The organism is Oceanobacillus zhaokaii (genome assembly GCF_003352005.1).
In the GTDB taxonomy this organism is placed as follows: Bacteria; Bacillota; Bacilli; order Bacillales; family Amphibacillaceae; genus Oceanobacillus; species Oceanobacillus zhaokaii.
Genome location: NZ_CP024848.1, coordinates 212640 through 227731, shown reverse-complemented (window position 1 = coordinate 227731; position 15092 = coordinate 212640). Strand labels below are relative to the sequence as shown.

The following is a 15092-nucleotide window of genomic DNA, read 5'->3' as shown; positions in this document are numbered from 1 at the left end:
CATAAAGGCTCGGGAAGTAACATTGAGCATTTATGTCTTTTCATCATGATGTTATAGTAGTTCACTCAATTAGCATCGCACCATGCGAATTGGGTTGTAGCGCTAATGGCTTGATGCCAGCTTCTTCCCAGGCACGCATTAATTCTGTAGCTTGCTCACGAGACGGCATAAAAGCAATCCCACAATCGCCCCCACCTGCACCAGAAGGCTTGCCTGCACCACCGAACTGTTCTGCCAAGTTACATAAAGTCGCGAGTAACGGCGTTTCTATCGGGGCATTCGCATGCTTTCCAACAGTAGCAAGTGCCTGTCGATTCGCCTTAACTCCCTCTAGTAAATCGGCAACTGATTCTTCTTCCATTCCCTTAAAGAAAGTGCCAACTGCTGCTTCACTATCATGAAGGAATTTCTCATACTGTTCGAGATTATCCGACTTCAATTGTCTTATCACATCGACAAGTTTCGCAGTCGATGCCGGTTTTCCTGTCCAGCCGACACAAAAATGAATATTTTGCGGCAGCTTCATTGGCTTAACAGAAAAATAACGCCACTCTTTTGCCACAAGGTCGGAAATCGAATTGCTTGCTATGTATTCACTATGCAGCCATTCTGCTTGGAACGATGCATATCTTAGTAAACCACCATAAGAGGAAGCTGCAACATCTGCACCCGATCCATTTCCTTGTGTTTCGACATGAGAGATAGCAGCCAGTTTAAAAATTAGTTCCTCTGCTGGCTTTGCTGCAAGGAACTTTGTCAGTATCGCAGTAACGACTGAGGTTACAACCGCAGCACTTGAGCCAAGGCCGTACTTTACACCAGATTCATCATCCAGCTCACTTTTAATCGAAAGGTGAAATGGTTCTGGATTTAACCCTTGCTCTTTTAAGTACGTCAAAGCAATGGTCATTGCATCACCAACAAAACGAGTTCGGCGATCATTAATAGCGATATTCACTTTATTATTTATAAAGTCAAAAGCCAGGTTTTCAAGTTGGAAATCCAGTAATGTTAAGCGATTCTCATAATCTCCCTCAATTTTGGCATAAACAAATCGATCCACAGCCAATACCGCTAGATTATGGTATGGCTCGAGAACCGCGAATTCTCCTGCTATCATTAATTTCCCAGGTACTTTAATCGTCATTGACAATATGTTCCACCCCTAAAGATAGGTTATTCCTGATCCTGCCCTACTTAACCGCACATCTGACACACCAGCGATATTACGAAGGGTATTCTCAACCTTTGCTTCATCTTCTGGTAAATAGAGCACCTTCACATTCGGTCCTGCATCAATTGTGAAATATGCAGGAATTCCATTCTCCCGCATTTTCTGCACAGTATGCATCACTCGTAATGTTGTATCGTGCCAGTATGTAAATGGAGGATTCGCACCAAGCGTTGTTGCATGCATTTTCAAGCAATTAGCTTCTGCAATCGCTCCTACTTTTTCGAAATCCTTCTCCTGGATTCCAGCTTTTATTCCATTTAAGTCATTTGGAATACTGTCAATCCAGCCCGTATAAAATGGCGATGTTTCTACTGTTCGCTTCATTCCAGCACGACTCGACACTTTTTTCATTGTTGAAGAAAGCACAACAGCTGCAACTCGAATATCCCAGTGCTCTTTAGGAGCAATTGGTACCGCATAAGAATCAGAACCGTCAAGTCGGACGCCCATTTCCCATTCTGCAAAGCCGCCGTAGATTGAACGACATGCAGAACCAGAGCCTTGACGCGTTAAGCGTGAAAGCTCCTGATCATTTAAATTAAGTCCAATCGCTTTTGCACCTGCAGCAGCAAGTGCTGCGAATCCAGATGCAGAAGAAGCAAACCCAGCCGCTGTCGGCACTTCATTAATTGAGTGGACATTTGCATATAAGTCCGTTTTTCCAGAAAGTCCGCGGATTAAATCGAGGAATTTCGTCACACGTTGATAAGCTTCGCCAGTAACTTCCTGATCATCCAGCATAAAAACATCTTGTGATAATTCGTCACGAAAGTCTACCGTTGTTGTCGTATAAAAACCATCTAATGTTAAAGAAAGACTATTATTCGTCGGCAAAATTAATGCCTCTTCACGCTTTCCCCAATATTTGATTAGCGCTATATTTGTATGAGCCTTCGCTGTCGCTTTCATCATAATTCCTCTTTAACCCTTTCATCCTACACATGTTTAGCCTTGTTTTTTTAATACAAGTGGCCAAACTGCCTGTGCACCATAGTTTTTTAATTTCTCTGCAAGCTGTCTTGAATGTACTTCGTCCTTCGCAAGGGCTATAATACATCCACCATTTCCACCACCAGTTAATTTCGCACCAAGTGCACCCTCTTTACGTGCATAGTGGATAAGTCGATTTAAGCCTGCATCACTTACACCTAGTGTTTCTAATTCCTTTTGAGCTTCATTTAATAGCTGACCTAAAAATTGCTTACTTGCTCTTTCTAAAGCGTGCTTTGCTTGAAACGTTAATTCACCAATTCGATCTAGCTTCCGCTGGATTCGCTTCGGAGCAGACTTTAATAAACGCGCTACCGTTTCAACCGATGACCGAGTGTCACCATATCTTCCGGAATCAGCAACGATAAAATAGAAGTCATCGCTCGGCTTAATATAGTCAATCGGCTGCTCCCTTTCAAACCAAACAGGTAAATCGGAGGTAATGGTAAGGGTATCTAAGCCGCTCGGCGAACCGTGTGCTACGGTCTCCGCAATATTGGCTAAATCCAATAGCTCCTGATCTGTATAGCTCATATCTGCATAAGCAAACAACGACCTGATAACCGAAATTGCTACAGAAGCACTTGAACCAAGCCCTTTACCTGGAGGAATGGAAGAGTTAATCCGAATTAATAAATCCTGACAAGGTAATTCAAGGTACTCTATTGTACCCTTAATGCATTCAACAATTCCTTGTAATGATTCAGGAGCTAAATCAAGGGGTCCATGATAAAATTTGCTATCCAATTTAATGGAACCTGGTACATATTCAATCGCCGTTTCAACACCAATTAATGGGAAAGGAATAGCAATGGCAGGTTGTCCGTGTACAACCGCATGCTCCCCAATCAAAATTAATTTACTATGAGCTACACCAATAGCTGTTTTCTCTGTAGTTGTTACTTTCTCTGCACTCATTTTGTATACTTTTCCACCAATTCTATAGCTTTTCCAACACGGATTTGTTTCGTTTCTACTAATTCTCTTGCAACGATATCAATCATCTCCCCTGTAGCTCCTGCCGCAATTGCAACAGAACGAGAATGCAAGGCCATATGACCTTTCTGAATACCATCTGTTACTAATGCTTTTAATGCTCCAAGGTTTTGCGCTAATCCTACTGCAACAATCACTTGGGCGAGTTCCTGAGCCGATTTTATATCAAGTATATTCAATGCCATCTTCGCCAGTGGATGCACCTTAGTAGCACCACCGACCGTTCCAACGGACATCGGTAATTCAAGTTCACCAACTAGATTTCCTGCCTGATCCTTTGACCAAGTTGTCATCGAACGATATGCCCCGCTTCTTGCTGCATAGGCATGTGCCCCAGCTTCAACAGCTCTCCAGTCATTACCAGTAGCAATGACAACCGGGTCAATTCCATTCATAATACCTTTATTATGCGTCACCGCACGATATGGATCCGAATCTGCAAATTCAAATGCATGAATAATACCATCCCGCACTTCTTCTCCGGAAAATCCTCCAGTTTCAAGCAATTCTGGAGGAATGATACAATGCGCACGTGCTAAGCTTCGATCCGCATAATTTGATAAAATTCGCAAATATACTTTGCCGTTTGTAATTTCTTCAACTAAAGGCGCAACAGATTCGACCATTGTGTTAATAATATTCGCACCCATAGCATCAACTGTATTAATGTAAAGATGCAAAATTAACATTTGGCCATACTTAGAATCCGAATCCCCGTTCAGAATTCGCACTTCTAAGTCCTCTACTCCGCCACCTCTAGCAACAATGCTAGGATAAGCAGTATTCGCAGCCATAATGATATTTTCTTTTTCTGTTATTATTGCCTCTTTTGCAACGTAAAAATCAGTACAACCCACAACTTGGATTTGTCCAATCATCACTCTTCCCGTTGCTTCCGTCGTAAAACCGCCAGCCTGTCTGACAATTTTCGCAATATGACTAGCTGAGGCAACTACAGAAGCTTCCTCAATTGCCATCGGTACAACATAGTCTTTCCCGTTTATTAAGAAGTTCAATCCTAATCCTAACGGTAATTGAAAGGTGCCAATGACATTTTCAATCATATTATCAGCTGTATCAATTGCTAACGGTGAAATAGAAAAAAATTCATCTTTTTCCTGCTCAGAAAAAGGATGCATCTCTTTGATTAATTCCTGCCGCTCGTCAACAGTCATTTTATAGAAACCAGGAATTCTGGAGGTTTTCATACATATCATCCTTCTATATGGAAAATCCGTTCTATTATATATAGTATGTTCAGTTCATAAAAGCGAAATCCTGGCCGGCTAAGATTTATCGTTTAATATGTTAATTTCAGCGGAATTTCTTCTAATAATTACGATGAAATTTGTAACTTCTATTTTACCGACTTTTTAGGTTAGCTTTTTATCTATTATATAAATTATACCACGTTCTGGTGATTTTTCTTTATTTGAGTCACTTTACTTGAGGATTTTCTATGGTAGTTAAGAAAGTTTTAGTACTTTCTTAACGAATTAGTGCAACGAAGGCAGTTCTGCCACTAAAAGGATCGGCTAAACCTTAATTTTCTGAAATTTCACTGTATCTATTAAGTTAAAAAAATTCCGCATAATGCAAATAAACAAGGTTGTTTACAATCATAACGACCTTGTTTACGCATTTATACTATCCATGATGTATAACCTTTTATTTAAAGTAAGATGAGCCATGAAGGATTCGAACCTTCGACCCATTGATTAAAAGTCAATTGCTCTACCGACTGAGCTAATGGCTCGTGCTGAAAATACTTTATGCTTATTGAGCGGACCTTTTTAAATTAAAGAACATAAATTCAAATTTAAAAAATGGCTGGGCTACTAGGATTCGAACCTAGGATACACGGGATCAAAACCCGATGCCTTACCGCTTGGCTATAGCCCAACAATAATAATGGTGGAGGGGGGCAGATTCGAACTGCCGAACCCTGAGGGAGCGGATTTACAGTCCGCCGCGTTTAGCCACTTCGCTACCCCTCCATATTGTTAACTATAAACAGATGTTTATACATAGATGAGACATGGTGCCGGCCAGAGGACTTGAACCCCCAACCTACTGATTACAAGTCAGTTGCTCTACCAATTGAGCTAGGCCGGCGTATGGTGGAGGATGCAGGGCTCGAACCTGCGACCCCCTGCTTGTAAGGCAGGTGCTCTCCCAGCTGAGCTAATCCTCCATAATGGTGACCCGTACGGGATTCGAACCCGTGATACCGCCGTGAAAGGGCGGTGTCTTAACCGCTTGACCAACGGGCCATGAAATTTAAGATTTCATATGTTTTGTTGTCTTTTCGGACCAACGAATTTTATTATACCCAGTTCCCCATACTTTGTAAAGGGGAAATTTACATTTTTTTAAAATAAATGTAGAAACAAGATGAAACTTGCGTTTAATCCGCGTAATGACGCCTTTTTCACCATCAATAAATTTTTAGCAAACGACTTATTTCACGATAATTCGTTTTTTTACATCCCCTATTTGATTATTATTATTTCCCGAATCCGGAATTTTCCTTTTGGGCATCCTCACCCCATGTAAAAGTTTCTTTCATTGTAATAATTAGGTTATAATGTACGAAAGAAAAGATATTTTTGGAGGTATACATATGTCAGGTCTATTAGAAGGAAAAAATATTGTAGTCATGGGTGTTGCAAATGAACGAAGCATTGCATGGGGGATTACCAAGTCATTGCATAATGCAGGTGCAAACCTTATCTTCACCAATCGCCAGGAACGCTCCCACCAGAAATTAGTGAAACTATTAGAAAGCAATAATATGGAAGCAACCTTATTAGTGAATTGTGATGTTTCTAATGACGAAAGTATTCAAGCAGCATTTGCAGAAATTAAAGAAAAGGTTGGCGTCATCCACGGTGTCATTCATTCCGTTGCTTTCGCAAAACGTGAGGAACTAAAAGGCGAATACGCAGACACATCTCGCGACGGCTTCCTTTTAGCGCAAGAAATTAGCGCATATTCTCTAGTTGCTGTTACAAAAGCAGCGAAGGAATTAATGACAGAGGGCGGAAGTATCGTAACACAAACATATCTCGGTTCTGAACGTGTCATCCCTAACTATAATGTCATGGGCGTTGCTAAGGCTTCTCTTGAAGCAAGCGTACGTTATTTGGCAGAGGATATGGGTAAATACAATATCCGTGTAAATGCGATTTCAGCTGGTCCAATTCGCACCCTATCTGCTAAAGGTGTATCTGGATTCAATGACAAAGCAAACGTTATTGTTGAAAAGGCTCCTCTTCGCCGCAATGTCGATCAAGATCAAGTCGGGGATGCAACTCTATTCTTTATCAGTGACCTTTCAAGAGGGGTAACTGGAGAAGTGCTCCATGTTGATTCTGGATTCCATATTATTGGTGGTTAAACAGAAATGAAGATTCCCTATGCTGCATATAATGTAGCGTAGGGAATCTTTTTTTAATGGAGGGCTAATATGATTCGGGAATGGTTTACCAATATTGATGGCGATCCTTTTATTTCGTTCGGTAAGAGTCATCTTATCATGATTTTGATTTATGCAATCGGACTTATCCTCTTCTTTTTCATGCGCAAACAAGATGGCATGGATTCGCGCGCATACAATATCATCCGCTGGAGTCTATTTAGTGTCCTAGTTTTATCTGAGGTTTCTTATCAAATATGGACTGCGACAAATGGCATCTGGAGTCTAAGTGAATATATTCCATTGCATCTCTGCGGGATTGCCAGCATTATCGGTGCTATTGCCCTAGCGAGTTTGAACCAGAGATTAATCGTGATTTCATTTTTCATTGGCTTTATTCCTGCATTCCTGGCGATCATTACTCCTGAATTACCTTATGATTTTCCGCAATTTCGTTTTTTGCAATTTTTCATCTCTCATTTAGCTATTTCTTGGACGGGGATTTTTCTAATCTCAACGAGTTCTGTTAAGGTCACCTTTAAATCAATGCTGGAGACATATGGTTACATGCTAATTTATTCAGGGATTATTGGATTTGCTGTGAATCCATTGCTGGGATCTAATTATTTGTATTTGGCGAGTACACCTAAAGCCTCTACTCCTTTAGATTTGCTTGGGAGTGGCGTTTGGTACTATGTGAATTTGTGTTTAGTGGGGTTTGTAGTATTCTTGGGGCTGTGGTTAGCAGTAAGGTGGATTGAGTCTAGGAAAGGATGACAGCTTTAAGATTCACTCAACACTTGTTACGAATTGAATTTTAGTCGAATATTAACATAGAAAAAGCTATTCACTTAACCTCAGGTAAGCATGCGAGGAATAGTGAATAGCCTATGGATTTAAATCTATTTTTAAAATGAACAATTTTTGCGAGAATATGACTCGGGACACTCACTTCCTACTATCCTCTAATGCATTTTTCGTTCCACTGTATAAACCGCTTGCCGATAGACCTAGCATTAGACCAACAATAATGCCGCCTTTGAGATCATCCGGATACATATAAAAAATCCCGCCTGCCAAACCAAAAATTAATGATGCAAGGGGCAGGTATTTCTTTCTCAATCCCAACGTTCTCAGGAGCTGAACCAAGCCTATTATAAGCGGAATCAACACCACATCATAAATTTCAAACATCTCCATCACCACCTTTTAATAGATTATGCATGTACTAAATAAAAAAGAACGGCATAACTATTAGGGAAAATGAAGATATCCATCGTTGGAATCGCCTTTTTGAAAGGGATAATTTTTCAAGTTTTTCACTTTCTTCCAATGGTGATGTCAAGTTAGCTTTTTGATAAGAATACAGATGATTTTATGAAACTCACGATAGACTCCATTATTTACCAAGTTGTGTGAAACCTTTTCCTTCGATATTCGTAAATGTATTAGCAAGCCAAAAAGAAGGGAGTAGTTTTAGTGAGATCTATTACAAAAAAACGTACAAAAGCATATTTTATTGACCTTGCCATTTCAACTGCTGTAACCGCAGGCATTGAGTACTTCTTGCGAAAAAAGGTGAAAAATGAAGCTGTTCATGTACTAGTGACACCTACCCTTGTGATGTGGTCACTGGAATATGCACAACTGCGTACATCTGGCCAAACAATCGGTTATAAAACAATGGGACTAGCCCTTAAAAATGAGGACGGATCTCAACCGACGCCGAACCAAATCATTAAACGAATGGCTTATCGAGATACATTGAGCACTCTTGATTACTTTAAAAGTCGGAAATCTTTTGAAGAGCAGGATGGAGCGATCCTTCCCCATGATCAAGTTTCAGGTACGGTTGTAAGGGAGGTTTAAATACGACAGGGCAAGACACCTTTATCTCAGCTATAAATTAGGACTTCCATAATCGACTTAACAATTAGCACTGCACTTAAGCAGTGCCTTTTTCATATTTTATTGTTTAAGTTATCAATAATCGAACTCGATACTTTATGAATCATTAGATAAAACAATAACCTGTCGCTACTTTCTAACCACTTAAGATTGTTGTCATAGAAGTCGATATAATATATATATCATCATTTTTTATGATAGAAATAAATATTATAAGGTGGATAGTCTAAATACCAACAAGAACTACAAAATTACAAGGGGACTCATATGAAAAAGATATTTACATTTAATAGTTTAAATAAAAAATTACTAACAATTATACTTACATTAGCTGTATTGCCTTTACTTCTTACAGTGAGTATTATTTATTTCACTACGGAGCAAGGGTTTGATAAACTTATCAACATTCAGCAAAAAGAAACTGAGCATACGGTGCAAGCACAGTTTCAAAAGGAAACAGAGGATTTACTCGAAATAACAAAAATTTATGCGAGCAACGATACAATTATTGATGCTTATCAATTTGAGAACCGTGATGAATTACTGCAAACAATTATCCCGGTTTTTGCACGTCTTGAAGTTGAACATGGCCTTAACGTTCTTGAATTTGGAGATATCTCAGGGAATGTAATATTACGTGGACACAATCCAGAAAAATACGGAGACGACAAAAGCTCTCTGCCTGCAATTCAAACAGCATTAAACGGTGAAGTCAGTTCAGGATTTGAATTCGGCAGCAGCGGACTTTCTGTTCGTGCTTTTGCACCAATTATTCGTAATAATGAGGTCATCGGAACACTTCAGACTGGTATTGATGATACTTTTTTGAATGAATTAAAGGACATACTGCCAGGTGTGACCATCGACATATATAATGAAAAGGGAGTTATCGCTTTATCATCCATTGATTCCCATATAGGTGAGACAATTAAGAACAGTTCATTATTATCAACTATTGAAAATGGAGAAAGCATAGCTTCCCATGATGGCGATACACTAGAATCTTACATACCGATGTATGACCCTACTCAATCGGAAACAATAGGTACTATTGGTATTACTCAAGATATATCTGTTATTAATGATACAAAAGAAAGATCTTTGTATATTGGCTTAGTAATCATGGCCATAACCATTATTGTCGTAATCCTTGTATCGATGAAGTTTAGTAGATCGATTTCCAATCCTATCAAACAAATAGCAAGAGCAATGCTGGAGCTTTCAAAAGGTAACTTAAAAACCAAAATTACCTTAAGTAAACGCAATGATGAGATTGGTGAACTGCTAGCAGATATGAAATTAATGCAGGACACCCTTCACGATACTATTTCGAACGTGGCTGCAGCTTCAAATAATGTTGCATCACAGAGTGGGGAATTAACCCAATTGGCTAACGAAGTAACAACAGGCTCCCAACAGATTTCCTTAACAATGGAGGAAATTGCTGCAGGAACAGAAAAACAAGCTGATTCTACAAGTGAACTATCTTCTGCTATGGGGAGTTTTTCTGTAAAAATTCAGGATACGAACGAAGAAGGAGCAAAAGTTCGGAAAACCTCAATGGAGGTTTTAGAGCTGACAAGCCATGGTAAGCAACTAATGGAATCCTCAAATCAGCAAATGATGGAAATTGATGAAATTGTAAAAGGATCAGTGGAAAAGATGGATACTTTGGAAGCCGGATCTCAACAAATATCCCAGCTTGTTTCCATTATCGAGGAAGTTGCGAATCAAACAAATTTGCTAGCTCTCAATGCAGCAATTGAGGCAGCGAGGGCAGGTGAACATGGCAAAGGATTTGCTGTTGTAGCTGATGAAGTTAGAAGACTGGCTGAACAAGTATCTGTATCGGTATTAGATATTACACAAGTTGTAAGTAATATCCAATCCGAATCTCAAGCTGTTGCTGAATCATTAAAAGCAGGATATGCTGAGGTTAAACTTGGAACCTCACAAATCAAAACAACTGCGGAAACTCTTAATAAAATTAATTCTGCCACAACAGAGATGGTAGATTATATTACTGTTATAACTGGAAACTTATCCGAAATTGCAGATGGCAGCAACGAAATGAACGTAGCCATCCAAGAAATTGCAGCAATAACGGAAGAATCAGCTGCAGGTATAGAGGAAACATCAGCAACAGCACAGCAGTCAAGCAGCTCGATGGTGGAAGTAGCGGGAAGCTCTGTTGAACTTGAGATGCTTGCTGAAAAATTAAATGAATTAGTACGTCGATTTAAGATTTAAGTTTTGAATAAGCTAAAGCAACTTATAAAGTAATGGAGTATTATGTAAACTTATTAAGACAGGGACAAAACTAGCAATAATTTAAAATTGGTTTCGATCATCGGTTATTAATGATCGAAACCATTCTTCTTTGGGGGTTTATCATTACCTATTGTTTAATTTTATTTCGATTTATCTTTCACTGAATCTGCAGTTAGCTCTTCAAACGATTTAACTTTTCCATGCGGGTTTTGAGATTGCTTCCTTCCTTGCCACTCTCTTTCTTGTTGTCGTTTTGATTTAGACATAGAATGGATCCTCCCTAATCAGCTTTATCAAGACATCCCTATCCTTTAGTGTTTATCTTAGATGCTCTTTCTTTCTTCGCTTTATTTTTATGCATCTGATTTGCCTTTGCACTGCCACTTCCTATTTCCTTAGAGAATTCTGAATCCCTCTTACTGGAATCAAATCCTTGTTTATTCTTCTGTTCTGCATCATTTTTTTTCGTTCTTTTTGCCATGGAAATCCCTCCTTTATTGCTTAGTATGGGAAATGCGGATTGAAATATGCGTCTGATATGATGAGTCGATAGTAACAAAATAAAAGTAGTTCGCTTCATATGAGATTGAATTAAAACCCTGAAGTCTTTAGTGTTGCCTCCAGTCACAGTCAATAATATTCCCCCAGTTGGAGCAGTTAAAGGATGAAAAAAACTGCATCCCTAAATAGGGATGCAGTTCAATTTTATCGGTTAGCGTCTTGACCATATGTTTTCTTATTTTAATGCGAAAATAAGAATCAGACTGGAACTAGTTGTCTATCCTTAAATCCTCCAAGGAAGATGTCTTCGAGGGAGGGTTCAATGACATCCATACGTAGGATTTGGATGTCTTGGTTGACTAGTATTTTGAGTAGATATGGAATTTGCATTTCATTCTGCAGAATAACTTTTGTTTGCTCTGTCTCCCATATCACCTTTTCTGACATGCTTTCAATTTGATTTCTTACAAGGTTAAGCTGATCTTGTTTATATGGTAAATGTTTAAAAATAATCGTTGTGTAAGCATGGAATTCTTTTCTCAGTTCATTAAGGGTACCAATGTTCATCACATTTGAATCACTGAGAATTGCGATTCGTGTACAAATCTTCTCAATTTCATCTAAGTTATGGGAGGTCATAAAAATTGTTTTCCCTCTTGCATTTAAGCTGCGAATCAGGTGTTGAATCTGAATAACAGCCTCTGCATCAAGGCCAGAGGTAGGTTCATCGAAGATAATTAAATCCGGATCCGTAATGATGGCTTGTGCGATGCCTAACTTTTTCTTCATGCCAAAGGAGAATTTTTTCACCTTTCTTGTGATTACACCCTTATTCAAGCCAACTTGTTCTAGTACATGGACTATTTCTTCCCTGGTTACTCTCTTTCCATTAACCTTCGCAAAATAATTTAAATGTTCAACTGGATTGAGGGAATCATAAAATGCCTCGTAGTCAGGTAAAACACCTATCCTTTGCTTAACTTCTATTTCTGTACTGGGTTTACCAAAGATATAAATTTGTCCAGCTGTTGGCTGCAAAATATCAACCATCATATTAATTAAGGTTGATTTTCCCGCACCATTTTTCCCTAATAACCCGAAGATCTCTCCCTCCTTCACTTCAAAGGAAATATCGTCAATCACATTCTTTGGTTTATAGTATTTCGTGACATGTTCAATTTTAATTGCACTCATGTTAAAGCTCCTTCCTTCTAAATAGGATAACCGATAGAACTAGGAGAATTGCAGATAGAATAAGAATGAAATAATGCTTATAACCGCCTTCGTATGCATAGTAGTATGGTGTAAAGTACTTTAACCAGCCAATAAATATATTGTTCGATGAAATACTCCAAAAACTAACAGCTGGTATTGCGATTGCTGCGAATAATCCAATAAACATGGAGTAACCAGGTCTAGAAAAGATAATGGATATTAGAATACAAAATGTAATTGGATAGGTAATAAATACAATGATTTGGAAAAAATCTTCGACGCTGAAATTCATCGTTATGGTTATTAGAAGTATTGTTGCGATCACAATGCAAGCGATCCAAAAAAACATGATACCAAGAAATTTGCCAATTACTATCGTATCTCTATTCGTTTTGGTAACTAGAAATCTTGCTGTGCGACTATGTATTTCCCTACTGAATGTGTCATGTGAGATACTAAAGACAAATAAAAATCCTAAAATTAACATGACAAGCAATAGACTTGCAAGACTTGTCAAATTAAATTCTTCATAGATGATGCTTATATATTTATCAGAATAATAAGCGATGGCATAGCTTAACGAAATCATTGTGATAATAGTCAGTAATGATTTAATGCTTTTAAAAGAATTGATAAACTCACGATATCCTATAGTAAACATTTGCTCCCTCCATCATCTTCAATATATATTTCTAATCAATTTCAATCGTTAGAATCAAGAAAATTCAAAAAGTCCGTTTCTGCCATGGCCCCCTCAAATCTATTGCGTTCAGTCCCCTGTTTATAGTAGACAAGTGTAGGTGTTTTAGTGATGCCATAATCCTCCCATCCCTTCTCAAACTCCAAGAGATTAAACATGTGAACCTCAGCATCTATTTCCTTTGATTTAGGAATAATCACTGGTGTTGTTTCTAAACAGTGGGGACAAATTGGACTATAAAAATAAACAATTGCCTCTTGTTCATCAGCCTGAATAGAATCTAACTCTTCGGGCAAAATAATATTTTCATAGTTTTCGTCTTTTAACTGTTTAATTGTTTCCGGATGCAATGTTTCCTTCTGGTATGCATTGTTGGTGATATCAACTTTGGTCGCTTGTGTATATATAATCTCAAATGTAATAAAGCCGACTAGTACAATGCCAAGAATCACAAGTAGTTTCTTCATATCGATTTCCCCCTGTAATGATTGATTAGTATGGAAATTTGTACCCATACAAGTGCTAAAAATGCAATTAAAGAGAGCATAGGTATCGTTATAAATCCAAACCAATTAATATATTCAATATCACATGGAATGATTCCACAAGAAATAACATTTGCCTGTGGAATCTTTTGAATAACATTATGATAGACAGATACAAGCACGCCAATAATGGAAAGAGGTAAAACATATATGATCGACTGTCCATCCTTTCTCCATAACATGATTCCGAGTAAAATAACTTGCGGGTACATTAAAATTCGTTGATACCAACACATTTCACACGGAATAAACTTCATTACCTCGGAAAAAAATAAACTTCCTGAAGTCGCAAGCAATGAAACCGTCCAGGCAAATATCATTTTATTCTCTACTGAGATTTTACTCATTTTAACATCTCCATTTGCCGTTTTACTTTTCATTCTTTAACTCCTTTATGGTCTTAAACATGACAAAAATACATAGGACACCCCAAAAGACCCACAGGCCCGAGCGAACGGAAAAACCATAAAGGAAAATTTTATATAGTACGAATAAAAATGCTATTACAGTTGCCACTAAACCTATTTTTTTCAAACGCCTTTCCCCCTTTTTCTTTCCGACTACTTTGCATTTCACTATTAAAATTAAGTTTCCAGCAACTCTTCTTTAAATCTCATATTGAATTATAGCAGAATTAATAGCTTAAATAGGAATAACAGTTTAACTATTCGGAAAAACGCAAACTATTAAAAAGTTATTGAATTAATCTATTAATCTTGGTAGATTACAGTTGTGGATAAATTAAGGGCTTCCACATTGGAACAATAAAAAAAGGGAGGGAATTGAAATGGGTAGAATAATAACGATGATTTTACGCTATGCAGCCGTTGCGATTAATTGGATCTGGCGTAACATTAAGAATGTTGCAGCTGCATTAGTTAGTGCTATCAGAGCAGGATACACAGCACTATCAAACTTCTGCCAAAAGTATGCTTGGGCATGTATCGCAGTATACAATTGGCTTGACAGAACATTCTTTTAGTTAACAGGCACTGGGCACTGCATTATTTTATCCATCTGAATGACATCATGTAAAAATCAAACGTTATGTTTTCCAAGTCATAAATAGGCATGCCATACGCATTGTATGGCGTGCTTATTACTCTAATTAAAAATCCTATTGCCACAAATGTTCTATCTTTAGTGAAGGAGGTGAAATAATGGAAAAAAGCTTAAAAAACACATCAAGAAAAGAATTAGAGCAATTCTACAAATCTGATAATATGGATACACACCAAGAAAAGAACTTTTGGACAATTTTCCTTTCATACACAAGAATTTGTGCATAACTGATTTTCATCATTAGGTAATGGC

Annotated in this window: 17 protein-coding genes and 6 tRNA genes; 6 read left to right on the top strand and 17 right to left on the bottom strand. The window is 38.1% G+C overall.

What is annotated here, in order from left to right; all coding sequences use genetic code 11:
* Window positions 1-61: 61 nt before the first annotated feature.
* The 10 genes from CUC15_RS01205 to CUC15_RS01160 all read right to left on the bottom strand — a co-directional run bounded on the left by CUC15_RS01205 (window position 62) and on the right by CUC15_RS01160 (window position 5493).
* Window positions 62-1147 carry a phosphomevalonate kinase gene (locus CUC15_RS01205; RefSeq protein ID WP_114918346.1) on the bottom strand — a complete coding sequence of 362 codons (1086 nt, stop codon included), beginning with the start codon at window positions 1145-1147 and terminating at the stop codon, window positions 62-64.
* A gap of 18 nt (window positions 1148-1165) precedes the next feature.
* The gene (gene mvaD, locus CUC15_RS01200; protein ID WP_114914979.1) at window positions 1166-2143 is read right to left on the bottom strand and encodes a diphosphomevalonate decarboxylase; all 978 of its coding nucleotides are present in this window, start codon (window positions 2141-2143) and stop codon (window positions 1166-1168) included.
* 36 nt (window positions 2144-2179) lie between these two features.
* A complete protein-coding gene (gene mvk, locus CUC15_RS01195; RefSeq protein ID WP_114914978.1) occupies window positions 2180-3142 on the bottom strand; it encodes a mevalonate kinase in 963 nt (320 codons plus the stop codon).
* Window positions 3139-4428, bottom strand: coding sequence for a hydroxymethylglutaryl-CoA reductase, degradative (locus tag CUC15_RS01190; protein WP_114914977.1), 1290 nt, complete (start codon window positions 4426-4428; stop codon window positions 3139-3141). The genes mvk and CUC15_RS01190 overlap by 4 nt, the downstream gene beginning before the upstream one ends.
* Window positions 4429-4903: 475 nt before the next feature.
* A tRNA-Lys gene (locus CUC15_RS01185) sits at window positions 4904-4976 on the bottom strand.
* A 71-nt stretch (window positions 4977-5047) separates the two neighbouring features.
* Window positions 5048-5122 (bottom strand) — tRNA-Gln (locus CUC15_RS01180).
* A gap of 10 nt (window positions 5123-5132) precedes the next feature.
* Window positions 5133-5217 (bottom strand) — tRNA-Tyr (locus CUC15_RS01175).
* 42 nt (window positions 5218-5259) lie between these two features.
* A tRNA-Thr gene (locus CUC15_RS01170) sits at window positions 5260-5335 on the bottom strand.
* 3 nt (window positions 5336-5338) lie between these two features.
* Window positions 5339-5414: transfer RNA gene (locus CUC15_RS01165), tRNA-Val, on the bottom strand.
* Between the two features lie 4 nt (window positions 5415-5418).
* Window positions 5419-5493, bottom strand: a tRNA-Glu gene (locus tag CUC15_RS01160).
* A gap of 350 nt (window positions 5494-5843) precedes the next feature.
* On the opposite strand from CUC15_RS01160, the gene fabI reads away from it, so the two are divergent.
* Together fabI and CUC15_RS01150 are read left to right on the top strand one after the other, a co-directional pair.
* Window positions 5844-6620, top strand: coding sequence for an enoyl-ACP reductase FabI (gene fabI, locus CUC15_RS01155; RefSeq protein ID WP_114914976.1), 777 nt, complete (start codon window positions 5844-5846; stop codon window positions 6618-6620).
* Between the two features lie 69 nt (window positions 6621-6689).
* Complete coding sequence (locus CUC15_RS01150) at window positions 6690-7415, top strand: YwaF family protein (protein ID WP_114914975.1); 726 nt, start codon at window positions 6690-6692, stop codon at window positions 7413-7415.
* Window positions 7416-7586: 171 nt separating this feature from the next.
* On the opposite strand, the gene CUC15_RS01145 is transcribed toward CUC15_RS01150, so the two are convergent.
* A complete protein-coding gene (locus CUC15_RS01145) occupies window positions 7587-7832 on the bottom strand; it encodes a hypothetical protein (protein WP_114914974.1) in 246 nt (81 codons plus the stop codon).
* Window positions 7833-8117: 285 nt separating this feature from the next.
* On the opposite strand from CUC15_RS01145, the gene CUC15_RS01140 reads away from it, so the two are divergent.
* On the top strand, window positions 8118-8507 hold the full coding sequence (locus CUC15_RS01140) for an RDD family protein (protein ID WP_114914973.1): 390 nt from the start codon (window positions 8118-8120) through the stop codon (window positions 8505-8507).
* A 306-nt stretch (window positions 8508-8813) separates the two neighbouring features.
* Window positions 8814-10796: a methyl-accepting chemotaxis protein gene (locus CUC15_RS20335; protein ID WP_242985918.1), complete on the top strand. Its 1983-nt coding sequence runs from the start codon at window positions 8814-8816 to the stop codon at window positions 10794-10796.
* Between the two features lie 161 nt (window positions 10797-10957).
* Here CUC15_RS20335 and CUC15_RS20330 read toward each other — a convergent pair whose 3' ends face one another.
* From CUC15_RS20330 to CUC15_RS01115, 6 genes are all read right to left on the bottom strand, one after another.
* Window positions 10958-11083, bottom strand: coding sequence for a DUF6254 family protein (locus CUC15_RS20330; RefSeq protein WP_242985917.1), 126 nt, complete (start codon window positions 11081-11083; stop codon window positions 10958-10960).
* Between the two features lie 38 nt (window positions 11084-11121).
* Window positions 11122-11298 carry a hypothetical protein gene (locus CUC15_RS20205; protein WP_205317639.1) on the bottom strand — a complete coding sequence of 59 codons (177 nt, stop codon included), beginning with the start codon at window positions 11296-11298 and terminating at the stop codon, window positions 11122-11124.
* Window positions 11299-11576: 278 nt separating this feature from the next.
* Window positions 11577-12512 carry an ABC transporter ATP-binding protein gene (locus CUC15_RS01130; RefSeq protein ID WP_114914972.1) on the bottom strand — a complete coding sequence of 312 codons (936 nt, stop codon included), beginning with the start codon at window positions 12510-12512 and terminating at the stop codon, window positions 11577-11579.
* Between the two features lies 1 nt (window position 12513).
* Entirely contained in the window at window positions 12514-13194 is a 681-nt protein-coding gene (locus tag CUC15_RS01125) for an ABC transporter permease (protein WP_114914971.1), read from the bottom strand.
* A 41-nt stretch (window positions 13195-13235) separates the two neighbouring features.
* The gene (locus CUC15_RS01120; RefSeq protein WP_114914970.1) at window positions 13236-13700 is read right to left on the bottom strand and encodes a thioredoxin family protein; all 465 of its coding nucleotides are present in this window, start codon (window positions 13698-13700) and stop codon (window positions 13236-13238) included.
* On the bottom strand, window positions 13697-14158 hold the full coding sequence (locus CUC15_RS01115) for a disulfide oxidoreductase (protein ID WP_242985916.1): 462 nt from the start codon (window positions 14156-14158) through the stop codon (window positions 13697-13699). The genes CUC15_RS01120 and CUC15_RS01115 overlap by 4 nt, the downstream gene beginning before the upstream one ends.
* A gap of 407 nt (window positions 14159-14565) precedes the next feature.
* On the opposite strand from CUC15_RS01115, the gene CUC15_RS01110 reads away from it, so the two are divergent.
* Complete coding sequence (locus tag CUC15_RS01110) at window positions 14566-14760, top strand: hypothetical protein (RefSeq protein WP_114914969.1); 195 nt, start codon at window positions 14566-14568, stop codon at window positions 14758-14760.
* A 178-nt stretch (window positions 14761-14938) separates the two neighbouring features.
* Entirely contained in the window at window positions 14939-15067 is a 129-nt protein-coding gene (locus CUC15_RS20570) for a hypothetical protein (RefSeq protein ID WP_278309186.1), read from the top strand.
* Window positions 15068-15092: the final 25 nt, after the last annotated feature.

Bases quoted from the DNA above. Each gene is read 5' to 3' on its own strand.
- CUC15_RS01125 (WP_114914971.1), bottom strand. From the start codon at position 13,194: ATGTTTACTATAGGATATCGTGAGTTTATCAATTCTTTTAAAAGCATT.
- mvaD (WP_114914979.1), bottom strand. From the start codon at position 2,143: ATGAAAGCGACAGCGAAGGCTCATACAAATATAGCGCTAATCAAATAT.
- CUC15_RS20205 (WP_205317639.1), bottom strand. From the start codon at position 11,298: ATGGCAAAAAGAACGAAAAAAAATGATGCAGAACAGAAGAATAAACAA.
- CUC15_RS20570 (WP_278309186.1), top strand. From the start codon at position 14,939: ATGGAAAAAAGCTTAAAAAACACATCAAGAAAAGAATTAGAGCAATTC.
- CUC15_RS01130 (WP_114914972.1), bottom strand. From the start codon at position 12,512: ATGAGTGCAATTAAAATTGAACATGTCACGAAATACTATAAACCAAAG.
- CUC15_RS20335 (WP_242985918.1), top strand. From the start codon at position 8,814: ATGAAAAAGATATTTACATTTAATAGTTTAAATAAAAAATTACTAACA.
- CUC15_RS01120 (WP_114914970.1), bottom strand. From the start codon at position 13,700: ATGAAGAAACTACTTGTGATTCTTGGCATTGTACTAGTCGGCTTTATT.
- CUC15_RS01110 (WP_114914969.1), top strand. From the start codon at position 14,566: ATGGGTAGAATAATAACGATGATTTTACGCTATGCAGCCGTTGCGATT.
- CUC15_RS01190 (WP_114914977.1), bottom strand. From the start codon at position 4,428: ATGAAAACCTCCAGAATTCCTGGTTTCTATAAAATGACTGTTGACGAG.
- fabI (WP_114914976.1), top strand. From the start codon at position 5,844: ATGTCAGGTCTATTAGAAGGAAAAAATATTGTAGTCATGGGTGTTGCA.
- CUC15_RS01115 (WP_242985916.1), bottom strand. From the start codon at position 14,158: ATGAAAAGTAAAACGGCAAATGGAGATGTTAAAATGAGTAAAATCTCA.
- CUC15_RS01150 (WP_114914975.1), top strand. From the start codon at position 6,690: ATGATTCGGGAATGGTTTACCAATATTGATGGCGATCCTTTTATTTCG.
- CUC15_RS01205 (WP_114918346.1), bottom strand. From the start codon at position 1,147: ATGACGATTAAAGTACCTGGGAAATTAATGATAGCAGGAGAATTCGCG.
- CUC15_RS01145 (WP_114914974.1), bottom strand. From the start codon at position 7,832: ATGTTTGAAATTTATGATGTGGTGTTGATTCCGCTTATAATAGGCTTG.
- CUC15_RS20330 (WP_242985917.1), bottom strand. From the start codon at position 11,083: ATGTCTAAATCAAAACGACAACAAGAAAGAGAGTGGCAAGGAAGGAAG.
- mvk (WP_114914978.1), bottom strand. From the start codon at position 3,142: ATGAGTGCAGAGAAAGTAACAACTACAGAGAAAACAGCTATTGGTGTA.